Source organism: Acidovorax sp. AC410, from assembly GCF_979253235.1.
Map to the genome: position 1 here is coordinate 403514 of NZ_CEEDCG010000001.1, position 22786 is coordinate 426299.

A 22786-nucleotide genomic window follows, 5' to 3' on the forward strand; every position below is an offset into this window, starting at 1 on the left:
TCAGCGCCCGGTGCTGACCTGGACGGCAGCGGCCGCCGGAACGGCCTGCGGCGCAGCCGCCGTGGTGTCCGTGGCGTTCTTTGCACCCTTGTGCGGGTCGGCCTGCAGCGCGGGCTGGCCGCGTCCCACATAGTCGGCGATCACCGACCGCCATAGCCGGTAGCCGGCATCGCTCATGTGCAGGCGGTCCGGACCGAACAGCTCGGCCCGGGGCGCGCCCTGCAGGTCGAGCATGGGCGTGAAGATATCGATGTAGTCGCTGTTGGGCAAGCCACGCACATAGGCGGCCAGCAGGGCATTGGCCTCGCGGGCCTTGGGCATCAGCTCGGCGCGCAAGGGGCTGGGCTTGATGGAGATGTAGGCAATGCGCGTGTCGGGCAGTTCGGCGCGCACGGCAGCCACAAAGCCCTCGAAGCTTTCGAGCACCTGCTGCGGCGAGCGGCCTTCGGCCAGGTCGTTGTCGCCTGCATAGACGAACACCTGGCGCGGGCGGTACTGCAGCACCAGTTGCTTGACGAAGTACTGGCAGTCGGCCATGGTGGAGCCACCGAAGCCGCGGTTGATGACCACCGGCGCGTCGCGAAAGTCCTGCGGCAGCTGTGTCCAGAAGCGGATGGTGGAACTGCCCACGAAAAGCACGCCGTCCTCGGCGGGGGCCTGGGCCCTGTCGGCTGCGGCAAACGCGTCCATGCTGGCCTGCCAGCGGGCATAGTGGGAGGCCGATGAGGACTGCGTGGTCTTGGGGCCGGGCGCAGAGCCGGCTCCACCCACGGGCGCCGGATGCACCGCGGCCGTGCTCGACACCAGCACCCCCGACAGCGCAAGGCGCCGGGCGAGCTTGGAGAGGCGGGGAAATCGCTTCATGGCATGGTTTCCAGGAAGTGGCACATCGTTGTCAGATGGGGCCATTTTCGGCAATTTCACCGCGTCCACCCCATGTTTTACAACTTCGGCGGGCTCGTCATGCCAATCCAGCCATGGGCACTGCCACAGCCATCCGAATGGATGGTTCACGGCATGGTGGAGCTGCTCTGCGGCTGGGTCGCATAGGTGTGCAGCTCGGCCGAGGCGGCCAGCGTGGCCTTGCCCTTGCCGGCGCGCTTGCTGGCGTACAGCGCCTGGTCGGCCCGGTCGATCAGCGCCGGCAGGGGCTCTGCCGCGTCGCCCTGGAACACGGCCACGCCGATGCTGACACCGATGCGCACATGCTCACCGTTGTCCAGGCCGATGGGCGCCAGCATGTCCTGGAGGACACGCTGGGCGATTTCCATCGCGGCCTGCGGCGAGGTCACCGCATTCAACACCAGAGCGAACTCGTCGCCCCCCAGCCGTGCCGCCGTGTCATTGGCACGGGCCAGGCCCGCCAGGCGCTGACCCACGCGCAGCAGCACCTGGTCGCCACAGCCGTGGCCCATGCTGTCGTTGATGGCCTTGAAGCTATCGAGGTCCACCAGCAGCAGTGCGCCCGCACGGCGGTCGCGGTAGGCGGCCAGCACGGCCTGGGACAGGCGGTCTTCGAACAGGCGGCGGTTGGGCAGACCGGTGAGGCGGTCGTGGCTGGCCAGCGCCAGCACCTGCTGGTGCGCCCGCACCAGCCAGGCACTGAGCAGGCCCAGCAGCAGGGCAAACACGTACGACAGCGTCACGACCAGCGCCGGCGCGCTGCCGGCGGCCTTCCAGCCGCCCACCGGTACGGCGCCCAGGATCCAGCTGCCGCCCCCGGGCAGGGGCACGTCGAGCGTGACCGGCTTTTCGTCAAACAGGCCGGCACGGCCCACGAACACGGCCCCCTGGGCGCCCATGGCATCGAGGCCGCGCGCGGCCACCTGGAAGCCCATCTGCTCGGTGTTGAGCCCCACGTCGGTGAACAGGGTGTCGGCATTCACGGCCAGCGAGACAATGCCCCAGTAGCGCGGCTCGGCCACGGGGGCCGCGCCCGGCACACCCGACAGGAACACGGGCGTGCGGCTCACGATGCCCAGCCCGCCCTGCACCAGAGGGATGGGGCCGGCCACCACCGTGCGGCGGGTCTGGATGGCGCGCTCCACCGCGCCGCGCTGCTGCGCGTTGTCCAGGTAGCGCAGGCCCAGGGCCTTCTCGTTGCCCAGGCGTGGGTAGATGTCGCTGATGACGTTGTCCGGCGCCAGTGCCAGGTTGCGGATGTTGCGCTGGCTCTCCAGCAAACGCCCGACCACCGAGGCGAAGATCTCGGGCGGCATATGGCCCTGCGCGGCCACGAAGGCGGCCACGGTTTCGGGCACTGACAGCGTGCTCTGCAACTGGCGGTCCAGGCGGTCGCGGATTTCGAGCAGATGCGTCTGCCCGCGGGCCCCGATCTCGGTGCGCGCCTTGGTGTGCGAGATGTCGATCACCACCCAGGCCAGCAGCATGGCCAGCGCGGCACTGCACAGCCCCACCAGCAGGGGCAGGTAGCGGGACTGCTGCCAGTGCGCGGGCAGGCGGGTGGTGGGCATGGCGGAAGCCGGCCTGCGCCGGCAGGGTGGGTTACTGGGCCACGAAGCCCGTGTCCTTGATGATCTTGGTCCAGGCGGCGGTATAGGCCTTCTCGCGCGTGGCGAACTGCGCGGACGGCATGTGGCCCACGGTCAGGCCCATGGCCGTGAGGTGGTCGCGCACCTCGGGCATGGCGATCACCTTGGCCACGGCGTTCGAGAAATCGGTGACGAACTTCTGCGGCGTGCCGGTGGGCGCATAGATGCCGTAGTACGGCAGGTCCTCGAAGCCCTTGAGGCCCAGTTCGTCGAAGGTGGGCACGTCGGGCATGGCCGCCTGGCGGGCCTTGCCCAGCACGGCCACGACACGCACCTTGCCGGCCTTGTGGTTCTCGATGAAGTCGGGGATGGAGGCCACGCCGGCACCGATCTGGTTGCCCAGCATGTCGGCCATCATCGGTGCGCTACCCCGGTAGGGTGCCGAGACCAGGTCGATGCCGAACTTGCCGCCCACGAGCTTGACCAGGAATTCGGGTGTGGACGCAGGTGCCGGGATGCCCACCGCGCCCTTGCCGCCGCCCGCGCCCTTGATCCAGGCGACGTATTCGCCAAACGACTTGGCGGGCGTGCCACCCGAGACGGCGAAGGCATTGACGAAAGTGGCAATGCCGACCACGGGGATGAAATCGCGCGCGGGCTCGTAGCCTGGGTTCTTCACCACCTGGGGCAGGATGGAGATGGTGTGGTCGTGGGTGAGAAACAACACCGTGCCGTCCGCCGGGCCGGCCTTGAGCGTCTGGGCCGCGATCTGCCCGCCCGCGCCGGGCTTGTTCTCGACCACCACCGAGGTGCCGAGCTCGTCCTTGAGCTTTTCGGCCAGGGTGCGCGCGATGGCATCGGTGCCGCCGCCGGCCGGAAAGCCCACCAGCAACCGGATCGGCTTGGGCTGGGCCGATGCCAGGCCTGCGGCCGCAAGGCCCAGCAGCAGCGCACCGGTGCGCAGGGTGTGGGCGAAAAGACGGCGGCGGGGCGAGGTCATGCGAAGGGCTCCAGCGGATAGGTCATCGGGTGCAACAGACAGGGATCGTAGCCGCAGGCTGCGGCGCTGTCATGCGCAGCGGCCTGCGGCATCCGTACCATGCAAGAAGCACGCCCAGGCGGCGTCAGCCCAGCCGCGCGCGGTGGCGCGCCAACTGGGCGCGCACCTGGACTGGTGCGGTGCCGCCCAGGGTGTTGCGTGCGTTGAGCGAGCCGCGCAGGCTCAGCGCATCGAACACGTCCTTCTCGATCTGCGGGTGAAAGCCCTGCAGCACGGCCAGCGGCAGCTCCGACAGGTCCACCTGGTGCGAGACGGCGGCCTTCACGGCGTGGGCCACGGTTTCGTGGGCGTCGCGGAAGGGCAGGCCCTTCTTGACCAGGTAGTCGGCCAGGTCGGTGGCGGTGGCGTAGCCCTTGAGCGCAGCCTGCTCCATGGCCGGCGCATTGACGGTGATGCCGCCCTCCTTCTTGCCCGTGGCAGGGTTCAGCTGGCCGCCGACCATTTCGGCGAAGATGCGCAGCGTGTCCTTGAGCGTGTCCACGGTGTCGAACAGCGGCTCCTTGTCTTCCTGGTTGTCCTTGTTGTAGGCCAGGGGCTGGCCCTTCATGAGGGTGATCAGGCCCATCAGGTGGCCGACCACGCGGCCGGTCTTGCCGCGCGCCAGTTCGGGCACGTCGGGGTTCTTCTTCTGCGGCATGATGGAGCTGCCGGTGGTGAAGCGGTCGGCGATCTTGATGAAGCCGAAGTTCTGGCTCATCCAGATGATGAGCTCTTCGCTCAGGCGGCTCACATGCACCATGCACAGGCTGGCGGCAGCGGTGAACTCGATGGCGAAGTCGCGGTCGCTCACGGCGTCCAGGCTGTTCTGGCACACGCCCTGCATGCCCAGGGTGCGGGCCACGCGCTCGCGGTCCAGCGGGTAGGTGGTGCCGGCCAGCGCAGCGGCGCCCAGGGGCAGCACGTTGACGCGGCGGCGCACGTCGGCCATGCGCTCGGCATCGCGCGCGAACATTTCCACATAGGCCAGCATGTGGTGGCCAAAGCTCACGGGCTGGGCCACCTGCAGGTGGGTGAAGCCCGGCAGAATGACCTCCACGTTCTGCTCGGCCACGTCCACCAGGGACACCTGCAGCTCCTTGAGCAGGTCGGCGATCAGGTCGATCTCGCCGCGCAGCCACAGGCGCACGTCGGTGGCCACCTGGTCGTTGCGGCTGCGGCCGGTGTGCAGGCGCTTGCCGGCGTCGCCCACCAGCTGGGTCAGGCGCGCCTCGATGTTCAGGTGTACGTCTTCGAGGTCGAGCTTCCATTCGAAGCCGCCGGATTCGATTTCGGACGCGATCTGCGCCATGCCGCGCTGGATCGAGGCATGGTCCTCGGCGCTGATGATGCCCTGCGCGGCCAGCATGTCGGCATGCGCCAGGCTGCCCGCGATGTCGGCCTGCCACAGGCGCTTGTCGAAGAAGACGCTGGAGGTGTAGCGCTTGACCAGGTCGCTCATGGGCTCGGAAAACAGCGCCGACCAGGCCTGGGCCTTGGTGTCGAGCTGGTTGTGGGAGGGCGCGGACGGCGCGCTATTGGCTTGGCTGTTGGACATGGGAGGGCAATAATCCGGTAGTTCTGACACCCGGAACACCCGGATGCCGCAATGCAAAACACGCAAATTTTATCGACCCCGCCTCCCGACGCCGAATCCGGCCCCCCCAGAGGCCCTTCGCCCAGTGGCCAGCCCGCTGCCGGAAGGGCGCTGGTGTTCGACGCCTGCCAGGTCGGCGTGGTGCTGCGGGCCGTGCTGTTCGTCGAGGTCGTGGTCGGCGTCGGCACCCTGTTCGGCGCCCAGAACCCCGCCCAGTGGCTGGCCAGCATGGCCCTGGTGACGGGCGGCGCCCTGCCAGCCACGCTGGCCTGGCTGATCACGGCATGCAGCTTGAAGACCGTGCTGCAGGGCCTGGGCACGGGCCAGCAGTATGCGGCCGGCGTGACGCTCGGGGCGCTGGCAGGCCTGTATGCCTGTGCCATGCTGACACTGGCTGGTGTGGCCGAGCGCTCCCCCTGGGTGGCCAGCGCCGCCACCGGCGCCCTGCTCGCCGCCCTGCTGGTCGCGGCCCTGGTGCTGCGCGCGCGCGGGCGCACCCCGGCGGCCACCACGGCACGGCTGACCGAGCTGCAGTCGCGCATTCGCCCGCACTTTCTGTTCAACACCCTCAACAGCGCGATCGCGCTGGTGCGCAAGGAGCCCGCCAAGGCCGAATCCCTGCTCGAAGACCTGAGCGACCTGTTCCGCGTGGCGCTCGTCGAGCAGGGCGAAGTGACCACCCTGGGCGAGGAAATCACCCTGGCACGCCGCTACCTCGGGATCGAGGAGGTGCGTTTTGGCAAGCGCCTGCAGGTGCAGTGGAGCCTGGACCCGCGCACCGACAGCGCCCGCCTGCCACCCCTGCTGCTGCAGCCGCTGGTGGAAAACGCCGTCAAGCATGGCGTGGAGCCCAGCCCGCGCGGCGGCAAGCTCAAGGTGATGACCGAACTGCGCGGCAACCGCGTGGTGGTGCGCATCACCAACACCCTGCCGGCGAGCGACATCCGCTACCACGACGTGCCCCGCGGCCATGGCATTGCCCTGGCCAACGTGCGCGCGCGCCTGGCGTTGCTGCATGATGTGCAGGGCGAGTTCACGGCCGGCGTGCTCGACGGCCTCTACCAGGTGCGCATCACGCTGCCCGTGCAGGACCGGCCGGCCCGCGTGTCCGGCCGCCCCCGCCGCCATGGCCGGCCCGCCTCGCCAGCCCCGTCGCCACCGCCCTCCGCCCCTACCCGCAATGCCGCGCCATGAACATCCTGATCGTTGACGACGAAGCCCTGGCCCGCAGCCGCCTGCGCACCCTGCTGGGCGACTGCGCCGAGACACTGCACACCACCGTGTCCGAGGCCGGCAATGCCGGTGAAGCCATGGCCCTGCTGGGCCCCACCGGGGGCAGCGCCTTCGACCTGGTGCTGCTGGACATCCACATGCCCGGCCAGGACGGCCTGGGCCTGGCGCACGCGCTGCAGGCCCTGGCGCGCCCGCCGGCCGTGGTCTTCGTGACGGCCCACGCCGACCACGCGGTGAATGCCTTCGAGCTCGACGCCGTGGACTACCTCACCAAGCCCGTGCGGCGCGAGCGCCTGCAACAGGCCCTGGCCAAGGTGCAGCGCACCACCCGCCCGGCCCACAGCACGGCGGCGGCCCCTTCTGCCGCCGATGGCGAGGCGCTGGTGATCCAGGACCGGGGCCGCACCGAACGCCTGCCGCTGGCCGAGGTGCTGTATTTCAAGGCCGAGCAGAAGTACGTGACGGTGCGCACCGCCACGCGCAGCTACATCATGGACGGGGCCCTGAGCGAGCTGGAGGCGCGCTACCCCACGCGCTTTTTGCGCATCCACCGCAATGCGCTGGTGGCCCGGCGCGCCGTGCGCGCGCTCGAAAAGCACTACGACCCGGAGGAAGGCGACGGCTGGGCCGTGCGCCTGCAGGGCATGACGGAAGTGCTCACCGTCTCGCGCCGGCAGGTGGCGGCCGTGCGCGAGGAACTGGCGCGCTGACCTGCGGTTAGAGGATCTCCAGCACCGTCTCTGCAGGCCGGCACAACCGTGTGCCCAGCGGCGTGGTGACGATGGGCCGGTTCATGAGGATGGGGTGGGCCAGCATGGCATCGATGAGCTGCGCGTCCGTCACGCCCGGCTCGCCCAGCTTCAATTCGGCAAACACCGCTTCCTTGGCCCGCACCACGTCGATGACCGGCACACCCATGGCTGCGACCAGCGCCTGCAGCGCGGCACGGTCCAGCGGGGTCTTGAGGTACTCGACGATTTCGGGCTGCACGCCGCGCTCCTGCAGCAGGGCCAGGGTGTTGCGCGAGGTGCCGCAGCGGGGATTGTGGTAAATCGTAACCAAGGTTCTCTCCTCCAGTTGTCCTTGTCGCCAGTTGCCTATGCAACTGGTGCAGCACTAAGCCAGCGCCCCCGCGCAAGGGCCGCCCCGCCGCGCTGGGGGCGTCCCCTGGGGGGATGGCGCCGAAGGCGACTCAGGGGGGCCTCTCTAGTGCGCATGGGCCGCTCCACTCACAAGGGTGACGATCACCATGCCGGCGATCAGCCAGGCAATCTGGGCCACGGTCTCGCGCGCTGACAGGCGCTTTTGCAGCTGGGGAATCAGGTCGGCCAGGGCGACGTAGATGAAGCTGCTCGATGCCACTGCCAGGAAGTAGGGCAGCAGGTCCTGCAACTGCCCCACGAGGTAGTAGCCCACAAGGCCGCCCAGCGCCGTGACGGCGCCCGCCAGCGACACCTTGACCAGCGCCATGCGCCGGTTCGGGCTGGTCTGGCGCAGCACCACCAGGTCGCCCATGTGGTGCGGCACCTCGTGCGCGAGCACCGAGACGGCCGCGATCATGCCCAGCCGGATGTCGGCCATGAAGGCCGATGCGATCAGGATGCCGTCACCAAAACAGTGCACGCTGTCGCCCGTGAGCACGGCCCAGCCGCCCGTGCGGGGAGTGTCGTGGTGGTGGTGATGGTGCGCATGGCCGTGTGCATGGCCCGCATGCTCATGCTCGGCGGGTGCGGCATGGCTGTGCTCATGCCCGTGGTGCCAGAGCTCTGCCTTGTCCAGCAGGAAGAAGAACACCACGCCGACCAGCAGCGTGGCAAACAGGTCGTGTGCGCCCGCCTGGCTCTCGAAGGCCTCGGGCAAGAGGTGCATGAAGGCCGTGGCCAGCAGCGCGCCGGCCGCCAGGCTCAGGAGGTGCTGGGGGCCCACGCTGTCCGTGCGGCCGCCGAGCCCCAGGCGCATCAGCAGCGCGGCCAGCCACACGCTGCCGATGCCGGCAGCCAGGGTGGCCAAAATGATTGCTAGCAGAGTCATGGCTTTACGTGCCCGTCCATTGAGCGATAGGGATTGATTCTTGTGTCAATCGGGTGGCACCACGGGCTCAAAAAAAGCCGCCCCTTGAATGCAGGGGCGGCTGATTGTAGGAGAGCGGTCGGTCAGACGACGCCGTTCGCCTTGAACCAGGCCAGCGCACGCTTCCAGCCATCATCGGCCGCTTCCTTGCGATAGCTGGGGCGGTAGTCGGCGTGGAAGGCATGCGGCGCATCGGGGTACACCACGAATTCCGAAGCCTTGGCGGCGGCAGTGCCACCGGCCAGGGCTGCTTTCATCTTATCAATCGTGTCAAGGGGGATGCCGGTGTCTTTTTCACCGTACAGGCCGAGCACCGGCGCCTTGAGGATGGGCGCGATGTCCACGGGGTGCTTGGGCGTGAGGTCGCTGGCCTGGCCCACGAGGCGGCCATACCAGGCCACGCCAGCCTTGACCGGGCCGTGCGCGGCGTACAGCCAGGTGATGCGGCCACCCCAGCAAAAGCCGGTGATGCCCATGCGCGCGCCATCGCCGCCGTTGGCGGTGGCCCAGGCCACGGCGCCGTCGAGGTCGGCCATCACCTGCGCATCGGGCACCTTGGAGACGATCTCGGCCATGAGCTTGGCGGCCTCGGTGTACTTGGAGGCATCGCCCTGGCGCGCGTAGAGTTGCGGGGCAATGGCCAGGTAGCCGGCCTTGGCAAAGCGGCGGCAGGTGTCGGCGATGTACTCATGCACGCCGAAGATCTCCTGGATCACCAGCACCACGGGCAGGCCGGTCTTGCCGGCGGGCGCAGCGCGGTAGGCGGGCACCTTGAAGCCGCCCACGGTGAAGCTGACCTCACCGGCCGTCAGGCCGTCGGCCGGGGTGGCGATGGCCGTCTGCGCCATCAGCGGCGTGGCTGCGGCGGCATAGCCCAGGCCCAAAGCGGTCTGCAGGGCCAGGCGGCGCGTGGCGCCGGCTTCGGTGGTACGGCCGGGCACCAGGGCCTCGGTATCCAGTCGGTGGTCATCGCTCAGCATCGTCGATCTCCAAAGGTAAATGGGACAAGGCGAGCGCGCAGTCTAAGGCAACGCCCCTGCGGGCGCTCCCGGGCTGCGGTAAACTGTCCAGTGGCAGGGGCAAAAAGCAGGGTGCGGCTCCCAGGCCATGGAGTGGCGTCAGTTTTCGCGCGGCTCCTGCTGCTTCTTGAAGCCCAGGGAGCTCCAGAGAATTCCCGCGGCCTTCATGAGTGCAGACTCATACCGCCCGCGCTCTTCCTTGATCGACTCGGGGGTCCAGTTTCTCAACGCCTTCCTGGACTTCACGCCAAAGTGCTTTTGCTCCACCAGCCCTGACAATGTCTTGCCAGGTGCGGAGTCGTTGCACAGAGTGGGGTATATGGCCGTTGCCGCTGCGTGCTGGGTATCGAATCCGGCAAACTCCTTGATCAACATCGGCCCGGCTGCCACGTAGCGAAAGCCGAAACCGAACTGCACGGCGGTATCCACGTCCTGCGCAGACGCCAGCCCGCTGTCGATGACCGCAAACGCTTCACGCATGAGGGCGTGCTGCATGCGGTTTGCCAGAAAGCCGGGAAGATCGCTGTTCACCCGTACCGGTGCGCGTCCCACCGCATAGAAGATGTCGTGCAAGGTTTCCATCGTTCGCGAGGATATCGTGTCGCCCTTGGCGATCTCGATGAGCGGGACGATATGGGCGGGCTGAAAGAAGTGGGTGTTCGCCATCCTTGCAGCCCCGGCCAGATCAGCCGCTATGTCGGTGATGCGCAGGCTGGAGCTGTTGGAGCCGATGACGACGTTCGCGGGAGCGCTCGCGTCCAGCGCCGCGAACACCTTGCGCTTGAGCTCGAGCTGCTCCGGGACCACTTCCAGAGCCAGCACCACGCCGTCCCAGTCGACATCACCAATGTCCGCCCTCAGATGGATGACCGGGTGTACCACGGCGCCCAGTTGCTCGACCGAAGCCTGGAGCGATCGCCGCAACTGGGGCCACTTGCCTTCGTCTCTTGCAACGATCTGGGTTTTCCATCCTGCGGCAATGAAGATGGCTGCGATGTCGCGCCCCATGATTCCACCACCCACGATCACGACCGCTTTTTTCATCGCGCATTCCCTTTCTGAGTCAACGGTCCATGCAGCCCATCGGGTCCGCTGCCACCCAACCATCCAAGTGCCCATCCCAGAGGCACCGGATTCACGCCATGGGCACTCTCGACGCTTACTGGGGAACGTAGTCCGAGGGGTACTTGAGCGAGTCCACGAGCAGATGCGGCATGCGCATACCCAGATTGATACCGCCCGGGGGGATGGGCCAGTTGAACCATTTGTCGTAGAGGCGGTGCAGTTCCCGCGTCTGGATGAGCCGGCGCAGTTCTGTATCCACCACGGTCTTGAGTTCGGGGTTGTCCCGCTCGAAGGCAATGGCATAGGGCTCGATGGTCATGGGTTTGCCGATGACCTTCACGTCTTCGGGCCGGTGGTGGCTGGCCCGCAGGCCGAAGAGCAGCACATCGTCCATGGCAAACCCCTCGACCTTGCCCTGCACCACCCAGGCGAACCCCTGTGCATGGTCGCGGGCCGGCTCGATCTGGATGCGGATCGCCTTGGCCAGCGCCTCCCGGGCCAGCGAATCGATGTTGGTGGTGCCGATGGTGGAGGCCACCAGCTTGCCATCCATGTCCTCGATTCGGCCATAGGGCTTGCTGCTCTGAACGACCATGCGCGAAGAAGCGACGAAATGCGGGATGGTGAAGGCCACGCGCTGTCGGCGTGCCGCCGTGTTGGTGGTGGAGCCGCATTCCAGGTCCACCTCGCCCTTCTCGATCGCATCGAACCGGGTGCTGGAGGTGACCAGGCGGTAGTCCACCCGGGTCTCGCGCAACTGGAGATGCCGACCCAGGGCCTGCGCAATGCTCCGGCAGACATCGACGCTGTAGCCCAGGGGCACGCCGTCCGCCACATAGGACAGGGGCATGGACGATTCCCGGTGCCCGATGACCACGGTGCCGCGCTCCTTGATGCGCTGCAGGGTGCCTCCGGGCGCCCTTGCGGTGGCGGGGGGCGGGAGCTGTGCCTGCGCAATGGCTGGCGCCGCTGCCACCAGCAGGCACATGGCCGACGCCGCAGGCAGGCGGGCACGCCAGCGGCTCCACCACGCATGGGATTCAGAAGTCATATCGCGATCACCCTGAAAAGTGCAGCCGGCTTGTGCAGCGCAGGCTGGTGCAATGGAACGGCAGCAGCACTGCCGATGGGAAGGCCCGGTGTCAGGCCGTTGCGGATGCCGCCGTGTCCACCAGATAGGCCTGCCGCGCCAGCGCCGCCGCCAGCACGACCGAAGGGTTGACCAGCGCCACACCCGGCAACTGGGGCCCTTCGGCCAGCGCCAGCGGTATCTCCGTGCAGCCCATGACCAGGGTGGCAACGCCATGGCGCTGCTGCAGCACGCACGCCACTGACTCGAAGCGCTGGCGTGCCAGCGCATAGTCGCCGGCCTTGACCCCGTCGTAGATGCCCTGCATCAGCTGATCGCGCTCGGCAGCGGTGGGCAGACAGCAGGCGATGCCCGCACGCTCGAGCTCCGCCTGGTACAGGCCGGCGTCGTAGGCACCGCGCGTGGCCAGCAAGCCCACCGCGCTCACCTGGCGCGCCGCCAGGCCGGCGACCACCTCCTGCACCCCGTGCAGCACCACCAGCTGTGGAAAGCGCTGCTGCAGCAGGCCGTGCCAGGCATGGGCCGTGTTGCAGGCAATGGCCACTGCGCGGACGCCCAGCGCGGCCAGGCGGCCGGTGGCCTGCAGCATCGGCTCGGCGGGCTGGTGCGCGCCCAGGCGGGTGTCGCCCAGCGCGGCCGTGCGGTCGGGGATGGGCACCTGCGCCAGCCAGTGCTCGGGGTAGGCCTGGTCATGCACGGGAATACCCAGCTGCGCCATGCGCTCGCCGCAGGCCTGCACAAACAGGCGCGCGAAGTCCGCGCCTGCGGCCGGCCCCATGCCGCCCAGGATGCCCACCGTCTGCGTGGCGGGGCGATGGCTTGCCAACATGCTCGGTGGCTCCCGTCAGATGGCGGGCTTGTCGCTCTGGGCTGCGAGGTTGTCGCGCAGCTCCTTGCCCATGGGCAGCCTGAGGTTCTGGCCGCGCGGTGCGATGGGCGACATGAACCACTTGGTGTAGAGCTTCTCGAACTCGCCGGACTTCATCATGGAGCCGATGACGCCATTCACCAGGGCCTGGAACTGCGGGTCGTCCTTGCGCAGCATGCAGGCATAGGGCTCGACCTGCAGCGCCTCGCCCACCACGTCCCACTCGGCCGGGTTGCGCGCATTGGCCATGAGGCCGTAGAGCAGGATGTCGTCCATGGCGAAGGCCTCGGCCCGGCCGGTGTCCACCAGCAGCAGCGAATCCTCGTGGTCCTTGCCCATCAGCACTTCCATTTCGAGCTTGTTGTCGCGGTCGTACTTGCGCACCACCTGGGCATTGGTGGTGCCCGAGGTGGTGGAGAGCTTGCGCTTGGCCAGGTCGCCGAAGCCCTTGATGCCCGAGCTCTTCTTGGTCAAGAGGCGCGTGCCGGTGTAGAAATAGTTGGTGGCGAACTGCACGTCCTTGCCGCGTACGCTGTTGTTGGTGGTCGAGCCGCATTCCAGGTCCACGGTGCCGTTCTGCACCAGGGGGATGCGGTTGAGCGAGGTGACGGGCTGCAGCTCGACCTTGATGGCCGGGTTGTTCAGGCGCTTCTTCACGGCGTCGGCCACGGCGTTCGAGATGTCCACCGCAAAGCCCACGGGCTGGCCGGTGCCGGCCAGGTAGCTGAAGGGCACGGACGATTCGCGGTAGGCCAGCGTGATCTTGCCGGTGTCGGCGATCTTCTTGAGCGTGTCGGCGCTGGCGGCGGCGCAGGCGACCAGGCTGGCGGCCAGCAGGGCAGCACGGGAAACGGCGGACAGTTGCATGGAATTTCCTTGGTGGGCGGGGACTGGTGGAGCGAAATGCACAAGGGCAAGACGTGGACGCACTGTAGAAATTCAGCGCCGCTTTGAACAATTCATTTCTCCGGGTAGGCCATGCCGGAAAGTTATGGGGGGCCCGCCCGCCCCCTCCGATCAGAGCCTGTTCTCAGGGCCTGGGGCTGGGCAGGCCCTTGCTGGCCATGGTCTCGGCCACGGCCTGGCGCATGCAGGCGGCCATGGCACTGGCCAGCAGAGAGGCCGGCCGGTTGACGGTGCGCAGCGACTGGATGGGCACGGGGATGTGCGGCGCCAGGGCCAGCACGTCGACCTGGCTGCGGTCGGCCGAGGCGGCCGTGCAGGCATCGACCAGCGCCACGCCATGGCCATGCTGTGCCAGGGCCAGTGCCGCATGGTAGGTCTGCACCGTGATGGCCGTGCGCAGCCCCACGCCGGCCTCGCGGCAGGCATGGCCCATCACGGTGCCGATGGGGTCGCGCACGTCCAGGCGCACCACGGGGGTGTCCGCCAGGTCCGTGAGGTGTACGCTGCCGGCCTGCACCAGTGCGGGGCCCAGCATGCCCTTGGGCGCCACGCAGACCATGTAGCCGTCGGCGATGTGCTCCTGGCTCAGCGAGGGGTGGGCGATGGAGCTGAACACGAAGCCCACATCCGCCTCCTGCAGCACCAGGGCCGAGACGATCTGCGGCGAGTGCAGGGCGTCAATGGCCACGTCCACGTCCGGATGCAGCGCACGGAAGCTGCGCAGCGCGCGCGGCAGCACCTCGTAGCTCAACGCCAGCACGGTCAGGATGTGCAGCGCCCCCTCGCGCCGGTCGCCCTTGAGGCTGGCCGCCAGGCGCTGCACGTCGTCGAGCTGGGCAAACAGGCGCTCGATGTGCGGGTACAGCGTCTGTGCCTCGGTGGTCGGCACCAAGCGGCCCTTGAGCCGGTGGAACAGCGCGAACCCGAGTTGCAGTTCCGCATGCGCCAGGATGCGACTCACCGCCGGCTGGGTGACGTTGATGAGCCGCGCGGCAGCGCTCACGCTGCCGGTGAGCATCACGGCGTTGAAGACTTCAATGTGGCGAAGGCGCATGCCTTTTTACCTTGCAATGAATGCGCCAGCGCCGCGGCTTTTCAATGTGCCTTGTCCCAGTTGGGGCCCACGCCCACCTCAGCGAGCAACGGCACCTTGAGTGCCGCCACCTCGGCCATCAGGCGCGGGATGTGGCTGCGCACCCAGTCCACCTCGCCCTCGGGCAGCTCGAACACCAGTTCGTCATGCACCTGCATGATCATCTTGATGCTTGGCTTGTGCGCCTCAAGTTCCTTCTGCACGGCCACCATGGCCAGCTTGATCAGGTCGGCCGCCGTGCCCTGCATGGGCGCGTTGATGGCTGCGCGCTCGGCACCGCTGCGGCGCGGGCCGTTGGGCGAATTGATCTCGGGCAGGTACAGGCGCCGGCCAAACACGGTCTCCACATAGCCCATGGACTTGGCGGCGGCCTTGGTCTCGTCCATGTACTGTTTGACGCCGGGGTAGCGCTGGAAGTATTTGTCGATGTAGGCAGCTGCGGCCTTGGTCTCTATCCCCAAGTTCTTGGCCAGGCCGAAGCTGCTCATGCCGTAGATCAGGCCGAAGTTGATGACCTTGGCATAACGGCGCTGCTCGCTCGTGACCTGGTCCACCGCCACGCCGAACACTTCGGCGGCGGTGGCACGGTGCACGTCCAGCCCGGCATGGAAGGCGTGCAGCAGCGAGTGGTCGCCGCTGATGTGGGCCATGATGCGCAGCTCGATCTGCGAGTAGTCGGCGCTGGCGATCACGCTGCCTGCAGGCGCCACGAAGGCCTCGCGCACACGCCGGCCTTCGGGCGTGCGGATGGGGATGTTCTGCAGGTTGGGGTCGTTGCTCGACAGCCGCCCGGTGACGGCCACGGCCTGTGCATAGTGGGTGTGTACCCGGCCCGTGCGCGGCAGCGCGAGTTGGGCCAGCTTGTCGGTGTAGGTGCCCTTGAGCTTGACCAGGCTGCGGTGCTCCAGCAGCTTGGCCGGCAGCGGGTAGTCCTCGGCCAGCTTTTCGAGCACCTCTTCGTCGGTGCTGCGCGCGCCGGTGGCGGTCTTCTTGACCACGGGCATGCCCAGCTTGTCGAAGAAGATCTCACCGAGCTGCTTGGGGCTGCTCAGGTTGAAGGGCTGGCCCGCGATCTCATAGGCCTCAGTCTCCAACTGCACGATGCGCTGGCCGAGCTCGTGGCTCTGGTTGGCCAGCGTGGGCGCGTCGATCAGCACGCCGTTGCGCTCGATGCGGTACAGGGCCTCGCTGCTGGCCATCTCCAGGTCGTAGATGAAGCGCAACTTTTCGTTGGCTTCGAGCAGCGGCCACAGGGCCTTGTGTACGTCCAGGGTCTGGTCGGAGTCCTCGCACGAGTATTCGGCGGCCTTGGCCACATCGACCTGGGCAAACGGGATCTGGTGCGCGCCCTTGCCGCACAGGTCTTCATAGCTGATGCCGCTGCGCCCCAGGTGCCGGTCGGCCAGGCTGGCCAGGCCGTGGGGCTTGTGCACTTCGAGCACGTAGCTTTGCAGCATGGTGTCGTGTGCGTAGCCCTGCACCTCGATGCCATGGTTGGCGAACACATGGCGGTCGTACTTGATGTGCTGGCCCAGCTTGAGGTGCCGCGGGTCCTGCAGCCAGGGCTTGAGGCGCGCCAGCACCTCGTCGAAGGGCAGTTGCGCCGGCGCATCGGGGCCCTCGTGGCGCAGCGGAATGTAGGCCGCAGCCCCAGGCTCCACGCTGAAGCTGATGCCCACGATCTCGGCGCGCATCTCGTCGAGCGAGGTGGTCTCGGTGTCCAGCGCCGTCAGCGGCGCCACGTGCAGGGTGGCCAGCCAGCGGTCGAACTGGTCCCAGGTCAGGATGGTCTCGTAGCGCTCGTTGCGGGCCGGTTTCTCCACAGCAGCCGGGGCGCCATCTCCACCACCCGCCGCAGGTTCGGCGAACAGGTCGGCGGTGTCGGTATCGCCGCCGGCCTTCTTGCGGGCAGCGGGCGCGGGCTCGGCAGCAGGCTCGGCGGCAGGCCCCCCGAGGGCCCGTGCCAGGCCCTTGAAACCGTACTTTTCATAGAACTCGCGCAGCCCATCGACCTGCTGCTCGCCGATCACGATGGCGTCGAGCGCGGGCAGGCCCACGATGTGCTCGACCAGGTCGCAATCGGTGCGGATGGTCACCAGCTTGCGTCCGGTGGGCAGCCAGTCGAGCGTATTGCGCAGGTTCTCGCCGGCCACGCCCTTGATCTCATGGGCGCGCGCCACCAGTTCGGCCAGCGATCCGTATTCCATGAGCCACTTGGCGGCCGTCTTGGGGCCCACCTTGGGCACGCCGGGCACGTTGTCCACGGTATCGCCCACCAGGGTCTGGAAATCCACCATCAGGTGCGGCGGCACGCCGAACTCGGCGGTCACGCCGGCCACGTCGCGGCGCTTGCCGTTCATGGTGTCGATGATGGTGATGTGCTCGTCCACCAGTTGGGACAGGTCCTTGTCGCCGCTGGAGACCACCACGTCGATGCCCTGGGTGGCTGCGGTCACGGCCAGGGTGCCGATCACGTCGTCGGCCTCCACGCCGGGAATCGCCAGCACCGTCCAGCCCAGCATGCGCACCACTTCGTGGATCGGGTCGATCTGCGCGCGCAGGTCGTCGGGCATGGGCGCGCGCTGCGCCTTGTACTCGGGGTAGATTTCGTCGCGGAAGGTCGGGCCGCTGGCGTCGAAGATGCAGGCCGCGTAGTCGGCATGCACTTCCTTGCGCAGGGCCTGCATCATGTTGATCATGCCGCGGATGGCGCCCGTGGCGGCACTCGTGGGGTCGCCCGGCACGGCCCGCAGGTCAGGCATGGCATGGTAGGCGCGGTACAGGTAGCTGGAGCCGTCCACCAGCACCAGGGTCTTTTTATTGCTCATGGGGGGCCATTGTGCATGGCCAAAGCCCCTGCACCACCCGTGCGCGGGGGCGCTCTACAATCGGGCCATGCGCGCTGTTCACCTCTCCCTGCTGCTGGCCCTGGCCGGCGGCCCCGTACTGGCCCAGACCCCTGGCCAGAATGCCCCCGTGGGCGCCCCCCGGCAAGGCGAGGCGCTCACCACGCCCGAATCCCTGTCCGGGCGCACCAACCAGCGCACCGAACGCATCCAGATCGAGGACGCCGGCAGCCGCGTCGACGAACTGCGCGTGGGCGGCCAGACGCAGAGCATCAACGTGCAGCCCAAGACCGGCAACATGCCCAGCTACGAAGTGCAGTCGCCCGACGGCGCACGCGGTCGCACCGGCGCCTTGAACGGCGCCGAAACCAATACCGGCCCCCGGGTCTGGAACGTCCTCAAGTTCTGACACCCCCTGGTGCCCGCGCACTGCGTGCGCCGCCCTCCCTGTTTCGTCCCTTTTCCCGCACCTTTCCCGCTGAGCGATGGCCGTTTTCACTGAAGTCTCCAATGAAGAGGCGCGCGCACTGCTGCGCCGCCTGAACCTCGGCGAGCTGGTCGCGCTGCGCGGCATCGAAGGCGGCATCGAGAACACCAACTACTTCCTGACCAGCGATCAGGGCGAGTTCGTGCTGACGCTGTTCGAGCGCCTCACGGCCGAGCAGTTGCCGTTCTACCTGCACCTGATGAAGCACCTGGCGCACGGCGGCGTGCCCGTGCCCGACCCGCGTGCGGACGGCAACGGCGACATCCTGCACAGCGTGTGCGGCAAGCCGGCCGCCGTGGTGAGCAAGCTGCACGGCAAGAGCCAGCTGGCCCCCGGCCCGGTGCACTGCGCCGCCGTGGGCAGCATGCTGGCGCGCATGCACCTGGCCGGGCGCGGCTACGACCGCCACCAGCCCAACCTGCGCGGCCTGCCCTGGTGGAACGAGACCGTGCCCGTGGTGCTGCCGCACCTCGACGCCCGCCAGGCGGCGCTGCTGCGCTCGGAGCTGGCCTACCAGAACCACGTGGCGGCCTCATCGGCCTACACAGCCCTGCCCACCGGGCCGGTACATGCCGACCTGTTCCGCGACAACGTGATGTTCGATGGCGAAGAACTCACGGGCTTCTTCGACTTCTACTTTGCCGGCGTCGACACCTGGCTGTTCGACCTGGCCGTGTGCCTGAACGACTGGTGCATCGACCTGCCCACGGGCGCCCACGACCCCGAGCGCGCACAGCGCATGCTCGATGCCTACCAGGCCGTGCGCCCGCTCACTGCGGCCGAGCGCGAACTGCTGCCGGCCCTGCTGCGTGCCGGTGCCCTGCGCTTCTGGATCTCGCGGCTGTGGGACTTTTACCTGCCGCGCGAGGCCTCCATGCTGACCCCGCACGACCCGACCCACTTCGAGCGCGTGCTGCGCGGGCGCATTGCCCGGCCGGTGCATGCGGGCTGAGCGTCCCCACCCCCAGAGACAGCCCTGAACCACCATTCCGCGAGGAATGTCACACCCTGGCGCCTTTCGCATGCCCCCATGCGGCCCCGGCCATGGTGCGCTGGGGTAAATTAGGCGCCATCTCCCCACCAACCTGCCAGGCCCGGACTGCACTGGCCGTTTTCCCGATCCGTCCTCCGCACCCATGAAACTCAACATCGTCCCCGCCCGCACCGGCATGACCTGGGTACAGCTCGGCATCCGGTCGTTCTGGCGCCAACCCATGGCGCTGGCGGCGTTGTTCTTCATGACCATGGCCGCCATGTCGCTGGCCAGTCTGGTGCCCCTGGTGGGCCCGGCGATCGCGCTGGCCCTGCTGCCTTCGGCCACGCTGGCCATGATGGTGGCGGCCGCCGAAACCACGATGGGGCGCTTTCCCACGCCCGCCGTGCTGCTGGTGGCGTTTCGCACCGGCCAGCAGCGCCTGCGCGACATGCTGGTGCTGGGCGCCCTGTACGCGGTGGGCTTTCTCTCCATCATGGGGCTGTCCGCGCTGATCGACGGCGGCCTGTTCGCCAGCGTCTACCTGGGCGGCACGCCGCTCAAGCGCGAAGTGGCCGAAAACGGCGCGTTCCAGGCCGCCATGTGGCTGTCGATGCTGCTGTACCTGCCCCTGTCGCTGACCTTCTGGCATGCGCCGGGGCTGGTGCACTGGCACGGCATCCCTCCGGTGAAGGCCCTGTTCTTCAGCCTGGTGGCCTGCGTGCGCAACTTCGGCGCCTTCTTCGTGTTCGGCCTGGGCTGGATGGGCGTGTTCCTGATGGCCGGCGTGGTCGTGGCCCTCGCCTCGGGCCTGATTGCGCTGGCTGGGCTGGGTGCAGCCGCGAGCGGCATCATGGTCGGCACGGCCATGATGCTGGCGGCGATGTTCTTCACCTCCATCGTATTCACCTTCCGCGATTGCTTCGAACCGCCTGCCAAACCCTCATCGGAGGAATCCCATGACGAACAGCCAGCACCAGCTCCAGGGCCGCACTGAGGACGAAATCGTCTGGTACCAGAGGCGCAGCCTGTTGCAGGCAGCCGCGGCCTGGACGGCCGCCGGCGCGTTCACAGCGGCGCATGCGCAACAGGGGACGCGCAATGTGGTGGAGATGCGCGGCGACGTGCGCCGCAATGGCCAGGCCCTGGCGGCGGGCGAAGCCATCGCGCCCGGTGACCGGATCGAGACCGGGCCGGGCTCCACCGTGGTCTTCACCGTCGGCAAGGACGCCTTCATGGTGCGCCAGAACACGCGCATCGCACTCGAGGGCGACACCCCCATGGCCGTGAAAGTGCTGCGCCTGCTGACCGGCGCGGTGGCCAGTGTGTGGGGCCGCGGCAGCGAGCGCCAGGTGGTCATGCCCACGGCCACGGCTGGCATCCGCGGCACGGGGGTGTATGCCGAGGTCTTCCCCGAACAGGACTTTCGCAGCTACTTCTGCAACTGCTACGGCACGGTGGACATTGCGGCCGGCAGCGAGTCCGTCGTCAGCCAGGCCTCCTACCACCAGGCCTTCTGGGCCGAAGTGGCGCCGCGCAACGGCCGCATGCTGACGCCGGCTGGCGCCATCAACCACACGGACGAGGAACTGGAGTTCCTGGCCCAGTTGGTGGACCAGCGCACGGCCTGGCAGATCGCGGGACACAAGGGCAGCAAGGATGGCAGCGGGCAGATCACCTACCCCGTAGCCCCTGGCGGCAGCGGTGGTGCCACACCTCCCGCACCGGCGGTCCCCAGACCCACTTCGCGCGCGCGGCCAGCGTCGCCCTACGGATCCGACTACTGAAGCACGCCGGCTTGTCGTCAGCCGCGCAGTAAAAAAGGCTGCCACGCCTGCGCGTGACAGCCTGCAAGGGCTTACTGCGGAAAAGTGCCCGACTACACGCCGATGGGGCCGCCGTCCGCCTTCTGGATGACCACGGTCGAAGAGCGGGGGCGCACGGTGCCCGAGGGCAACGCCGTGGCGTCGCTCGTGCCGTAGGCCGGCCAGTTCACCGGGTGCTGGATGTTCAGGAAGATGGTCTTGTAGTCCGGCGTGAACGCGAAGCCGGTGATCTCGGCTTCGTTCGGGCCGACGAAGAAACGGCGCAGATCACCCTGGTTCTGGGCATTGATGACCGGCCCCGTGCCCTTGCTGTCCGTCGTCATCGCGCTGGGGATCACGGCCAGCATCTGGTCGTTGGTGGAGCGGGCCACGGCGTTGTTGCGGCCGCCATCGATGCCGTTGTCGGTCTGGATCCACAGGATGCCGCGGTCGTCGAAGGCCAGGCCGTCGGGGCTGGCCAGCTGGTTCACCGCCGTGAGGCCCGAGCGGTTGGTGTCGGCGGCAGCACCGGCCTCGGAGCCGAACACGAAGATCTCCCACTTGAAGGTGTTCGCATTGGGCGTGTCGTGCCAGCGCACGATGTGGCCGTTGGCGTTGTTCAGGCGCGGGTTGGCAGCGTTGGTGCCGGTGGTGGCATTGCGGCTGGTGTTGTTGGTCAGCGTCACGTACACATCGCCGTTGGAGGGATGCACGGCCGTCCACTCGGGGCGGTCCATGGGCGTGGCGCCCACGAAGTCGGCCGCGGCGCGGGTGTTGATCAGGATCTCGTCGATCGTCTTGTACTTGTCGCCCAGGCGGGTGCCGTCCTTGCCCACGCTGGCCAAGGTCAGCGGCAGCCAGGTGCCGGTGCCGTCTTCGTTGAAGCGGGCGACGTAGAGCGTGCCCTTGTCCAGGTACTTGGCGCCCACGGCCAGGCGGTCGGCGCGGCGGGCATCGGCGGCATCCCAGTTCGCGTCCGACACGAAGCGGTAGATGTACTCGAAGCGCGAATCGTCGCCACTGTAGAACGCCAGCGGCTTGCCCGCTTCGGGCTTGCCGTAGGCTGCGCCTTCGTGCGCGAAGCGGCCCATGGCCGTGCGCTTGGTGGCCACGCTGGCGGGGTCGTAGGGGTCGATCTCAACCAGGTAGCCAAAGCCGTTGACCTCGTTGCGCCAGTCGTTCAGGGCACTGGTGCCGCTGGGCGTGACGTTGAAGCGGGCGAACTCGCCTTGCACTTCGGTGGCGTCGCCGGCAGCGGTTTCCCACTTGTAGCGGCCGGCGGACGTGGGCACGCCCACGCGCACCTGGTGGGCCGGCTGGCTTGATGCATTGGTGTTGACGAAGCAGGCCGCCCAGTTTTCCTCGGCGGTGATGTAGGTGCCCCAGGGCGTCGTGCCGTTGCCGCAGTTGTTGTTGGTGCCCCGCACGGTGGTGCCCGTGGGCGAGTACGGGGTCTTGACCCAGTCGGTGCCGCCGACCGGGCCGTTGATGGCCATGGGCGTGGCCGAGGTGAAGCGGCGGTTGTAGCGCGAGTTCTTGACGATGGCCCAGGCGCTGCCGGTCTTGCGGATGTGCATCACGGCCACGCCGTGGGCATTCACTTCCTTGCGCACTTCCTCGGCGGGGCGCTTGTTGTTCACCGTGGTCGGGCCTGCGGGGTGCAGCGCCTTCTCGTCGATGTACTCGTGGTTGACCACCAGCAGGCCTTCGCTGGAGCTGCCGTCGAGCGGGAAATAGTGCATGCCGTCATGGTGCATGCCGGTGGAGTTGAGCAGGTCCTTGGAGGTGTTCTTGCCGTCCTTGTCCCACTCGGCGGCGCTGTCGTTGAGCGGCGTGCCCCATGCACCCAGCACCTGGGCCACGTAGCCGGGCGGCACGACGCAGCCATCGGTCATGGAATTGGCCAGCGAGGTGAAGGCCAGCTTCAGCGGCTCGTCGTCGCTGCCGCCGCAGGCGGAGAGGCTGGTACCGGTCAGCAGGGCCAGCGCCGCGCTCAGGCCACCGCGCGTGACCGTGCGGCGTGACAGATGAACGTCCAGGATGGCACTGAAGGGGGTGTTGCCGGCGTCGTTGCGAACGACCTTGTCAGAAATAGTTTTGCTCATGAGAGCCGCACTCCTCGTGGTATTGGTTGGTCATGGGAAGTGGGCAGTCTAGGAAGCGTATATGACCGATCCGTGACGCAAGAGCACTCGGCCCGCAGGGC

Annotated in this window: 20 protein-coding genes; 6 read left to right on the forward strand and 14 right to left on the reverse strand. The window is 68.0% G+C overall.

Annotation, left to right across the window (positions count from 1 at the left end; genetic code table 11):
• The 4 genes from AC0IZS_RS01805 to argH form a co-directional block, all read right to left on the reverse strand.
• On the reverse strand, positions 1-864 hold the full coding sequence (locus AC0IZS_RS01805) for an SGNH/GDSL hydrolase family protein (RefSeq protein ID WP_471634080.1): 864 nt from the start codon (positions 862-864) through the stop codon (positions 1-3).
• A 146-nt stretch (positions 865-1010) separates the two neighbouring features.
• Positions 1011-2474, reverse strand: a complete 1464-nt coding sequence (locus AC0IZS_RS01810; RefSeq protein ID WP_471634081.1) for a diguanylate cyclase domain-containing protein — start codon at positions 2472-2474, stop codon at positions 1011-1013.
• Positions 2475-2505: 31 nt separating this feature from the next.
• Positions 2506-3492, reverse strand: a complete 987-nt coding sequence (locus AC0IZS_RS01815) for a Bug family tripartite tricarboxylate transporter substrate binding protein (protein ID WP_471634082.1) — start codon at positions 3490-3492, stop codon at positions 2506-2508.
• Positions 3493-3616: 124 nt separating this feature from the next.
• Positions 3617-5086, reverse strand: coding sequence for an argininosuccinate lyase (argH, locus tag AC0IZS_RS01820; RefSeq protein ID WP_471634083.1), 1470 nt, complete (start codon positions 5084-5086; stop codon positions 3617-3619).
• A gap of 51 nt (positions 5087-5137) precedes the next feature.
• Here argH and AC0IZS_RS01825 point away from each other — a divergent pair, with 51 nt between their 5' ends.
• On the forward strand, positions 5138-6319 hold the full coding sequence (locus AC0IZS_RS01825; protein ID WP_471634084.1) for a sensor histidine kinase: 1182 nt from the start codon (positions 5138-5140) through the stop codon (positions 6317-6319).
• Positions 6316-7068, forward strand: coding sequence for a LytR/AlgR family response regulator transcription factor (locus tag AC0IZS_RS01830; protein ID WP_471634085.1), 753 nt, complete (start codon positions 6316-6318; stop codon positions 7066-7068). The genes AC0IZS_RS01825 and AC0IZS_RS01830 overlap by 4 nt, the downstream gene beginning before the upstream one ends.
• 7 nt (positions 7069-7075) lie before the next feature.
• On the opposite strand, the gene arsC is transcribed toward AC0IZS_RS01830, so the two are convergent.
• The 9 genes from arsC to polA all read right to left on the reverse strand — a co-directional run bounded on the left by arsC (position 7076) and on the right by polA (position 17297).
• Positions 7076-7435, reverse strand: coding sequence for an arsenate reductase (glutaredoxin) (gene arsC / locus AC0IZS_RS01835; protein WP_471639452.1), 360 nt, complete (start codon positions 7433-7435; stop codon positions 7076-7078).
• Positions 7436-7564: 129 nt separating this feature from the next.
• The gene (locus tag AC0IZS_RS01840; RefSeq protein ID WP_471634086.1) at positions 7565-8389 is read right to left on the reverse strand and encodes a ZIP family metal transporter; all 825 of its coding nucleotides are present in this window, start codon (positions 8387-8389) and stop codon (positions 7565-7567) included.
• Positions 8390-8511: 122 nt separating this feature from the next.
• Positions 8512-9408: a dienelactone hydrolase family protein gene (locus AC0IZS_RS01845; protein WP_471634087.1), complete on the reverse strand. Its 897-nt coding sequence runs from the start codon at positions 9406-9408 to the stop codon at positions 8512-8514.
• 138 nt (positions 9409-9546) lie between these two features.
• Positions 9547-10491, reverse strand: a complete 945-nt coding sequence (locus AC0IZS_RS01850; RefSeq protein ID WP_471634088.1) for a 3-hydroxyacyl-CoA dehydrogenase NAD-binding domain-containing protein — start codon at positions 10489-10491, stop codon at positions 9547-9549.
• Between the two features lie 115 nt (positions 10492-10606).
• Complete coding sequence (locus AC0IZS_RS01855) at positions 10607-11563, reverse strand: amino acid ABC transporter substrate-binding protein (protein WP_471634089.1); 957 nt, start codon at positions 11561-11563, stop codon at positions 10607-10609.
• A 91-nt stretch (positions 11564-11654) separates the two neighbouring features.
• On the reverse strand, positions 11655-12431 hold the full coding sequence (locus tag AC0IZS_RS01860) for an aspartate/glutamate racemase family protein (RefSeq protein ID WP_471634090.1): 777 nt from the start codon (positions 12429-12431) through the stop codon (positions 11655-11657).
• A gap of 15 nt (positions 12432-12446) precedes the next feature.
• Positions 12447-13337: an amino acid ABC transporter substrate-binding protein gene (locus AC0IZS_RS01865; protein ID WP_471634091.1), complete on the reverse strand. Its 891-nt coding sequence runs from the start codon at positions 13335-13337 to the stop codon at positions 12447-12449.
• Positions 13338-13500: 163 nt separating this feature from the next.
• On the reverse strand, positions 13501-14430 hold the full coding sequence (locus AC0IZS_RS01870) for a LysR family transcriptional regulator (RefSeq protein ID WP_471634092.1): 930 nt from the start codon (positions 14428-14430) through the stop codon (positions 13501-13503).
• Between the two features lie 41 nt (positions 14431-14471).
• Positions 14472-17297, reverse strand: a complete 2826-nt coding sequence (gene polA, locus AC0IZS_RS01875; protein ID WP_471634093.1) for a DNA polymerase I — start codon at positions 17295-17297, stop codon at positions 14472-14474.
• Between the two features lie 67 nt (positions 17298-17364).
• Between polA and AC0IZS_RS01880 the strand changes: the two genes are divergently transcribed.
• The 4 genes from AC0IZS_RS01880 to AC0IZS_RS01895 all read left to right on the forward strand — a co-directional run bounded on the left by AC0IZS_RS01880 (position 17365) and on the right by AC0IZS_RS01895 (position 20562).
• Entirely contained in the window at positions 17365-17724 is a 360-nt protein-coding gene (locus AC0IZS_RS01880; RefSeq protein WP_471634094.1) for a hypothetical protein, read from the forward strand.
• A 76-nt stretch (positions 17725-17800) separates the two neighbouring features.
• Positions 17801-18754, forward strand: a complete 954-nt coding sequence (locus AC0IZS_RS01885) for a homoserine kinase (protein ID WP_471634095.1) — start codon at positions 17801-17803, stop codon at positions 18752-18754.
• 184 nt (positions 18755-18938) lie between these two features.
• Complete coding sequence (locus AC0IZS_RS01890) at positions 18939-19772, forward strand: BPSS1780 family membrane protein (RefSeq protein WP_471634096.1); 834 nt, start codon at positions 18939-18941, stop codon at positions 19770-19772.
• Positions 19735-20562, forward strand: coding sequence for a FecR family protein (locus tag AC0IZS_RS01895; protein WP_471634097.1), 828 nt, complete (start codon positions 19735-19737; stop codon positions 20560-20562). The genes AC0IZS_RS01890 and AC0IZS_RS01895 overlap by 38 nt, the downstream gene beginning before the upstream one ends.
• 92 nt (positions 20563-20654) lie before the next feature.
• Here the strand turns inward: AC0IZS_RS01895 and AC0IZS_RS01900 are convergent, their stop codons facing one another.
• The gene (locus AC0IZS_RS01900; RefSeq protein ID WP_471634098.1) at positions 20655-22685 is read right to left on the reverse strand and encodes a PhoX family protein; all 2031 of its coding nucleotides are present in this window, start codon (positions 22683-22685) and stop codon (positions 20655-20657) included.
• Between the last annotated feature and the right edge of the window lie 101 nt (positions 22686-22786).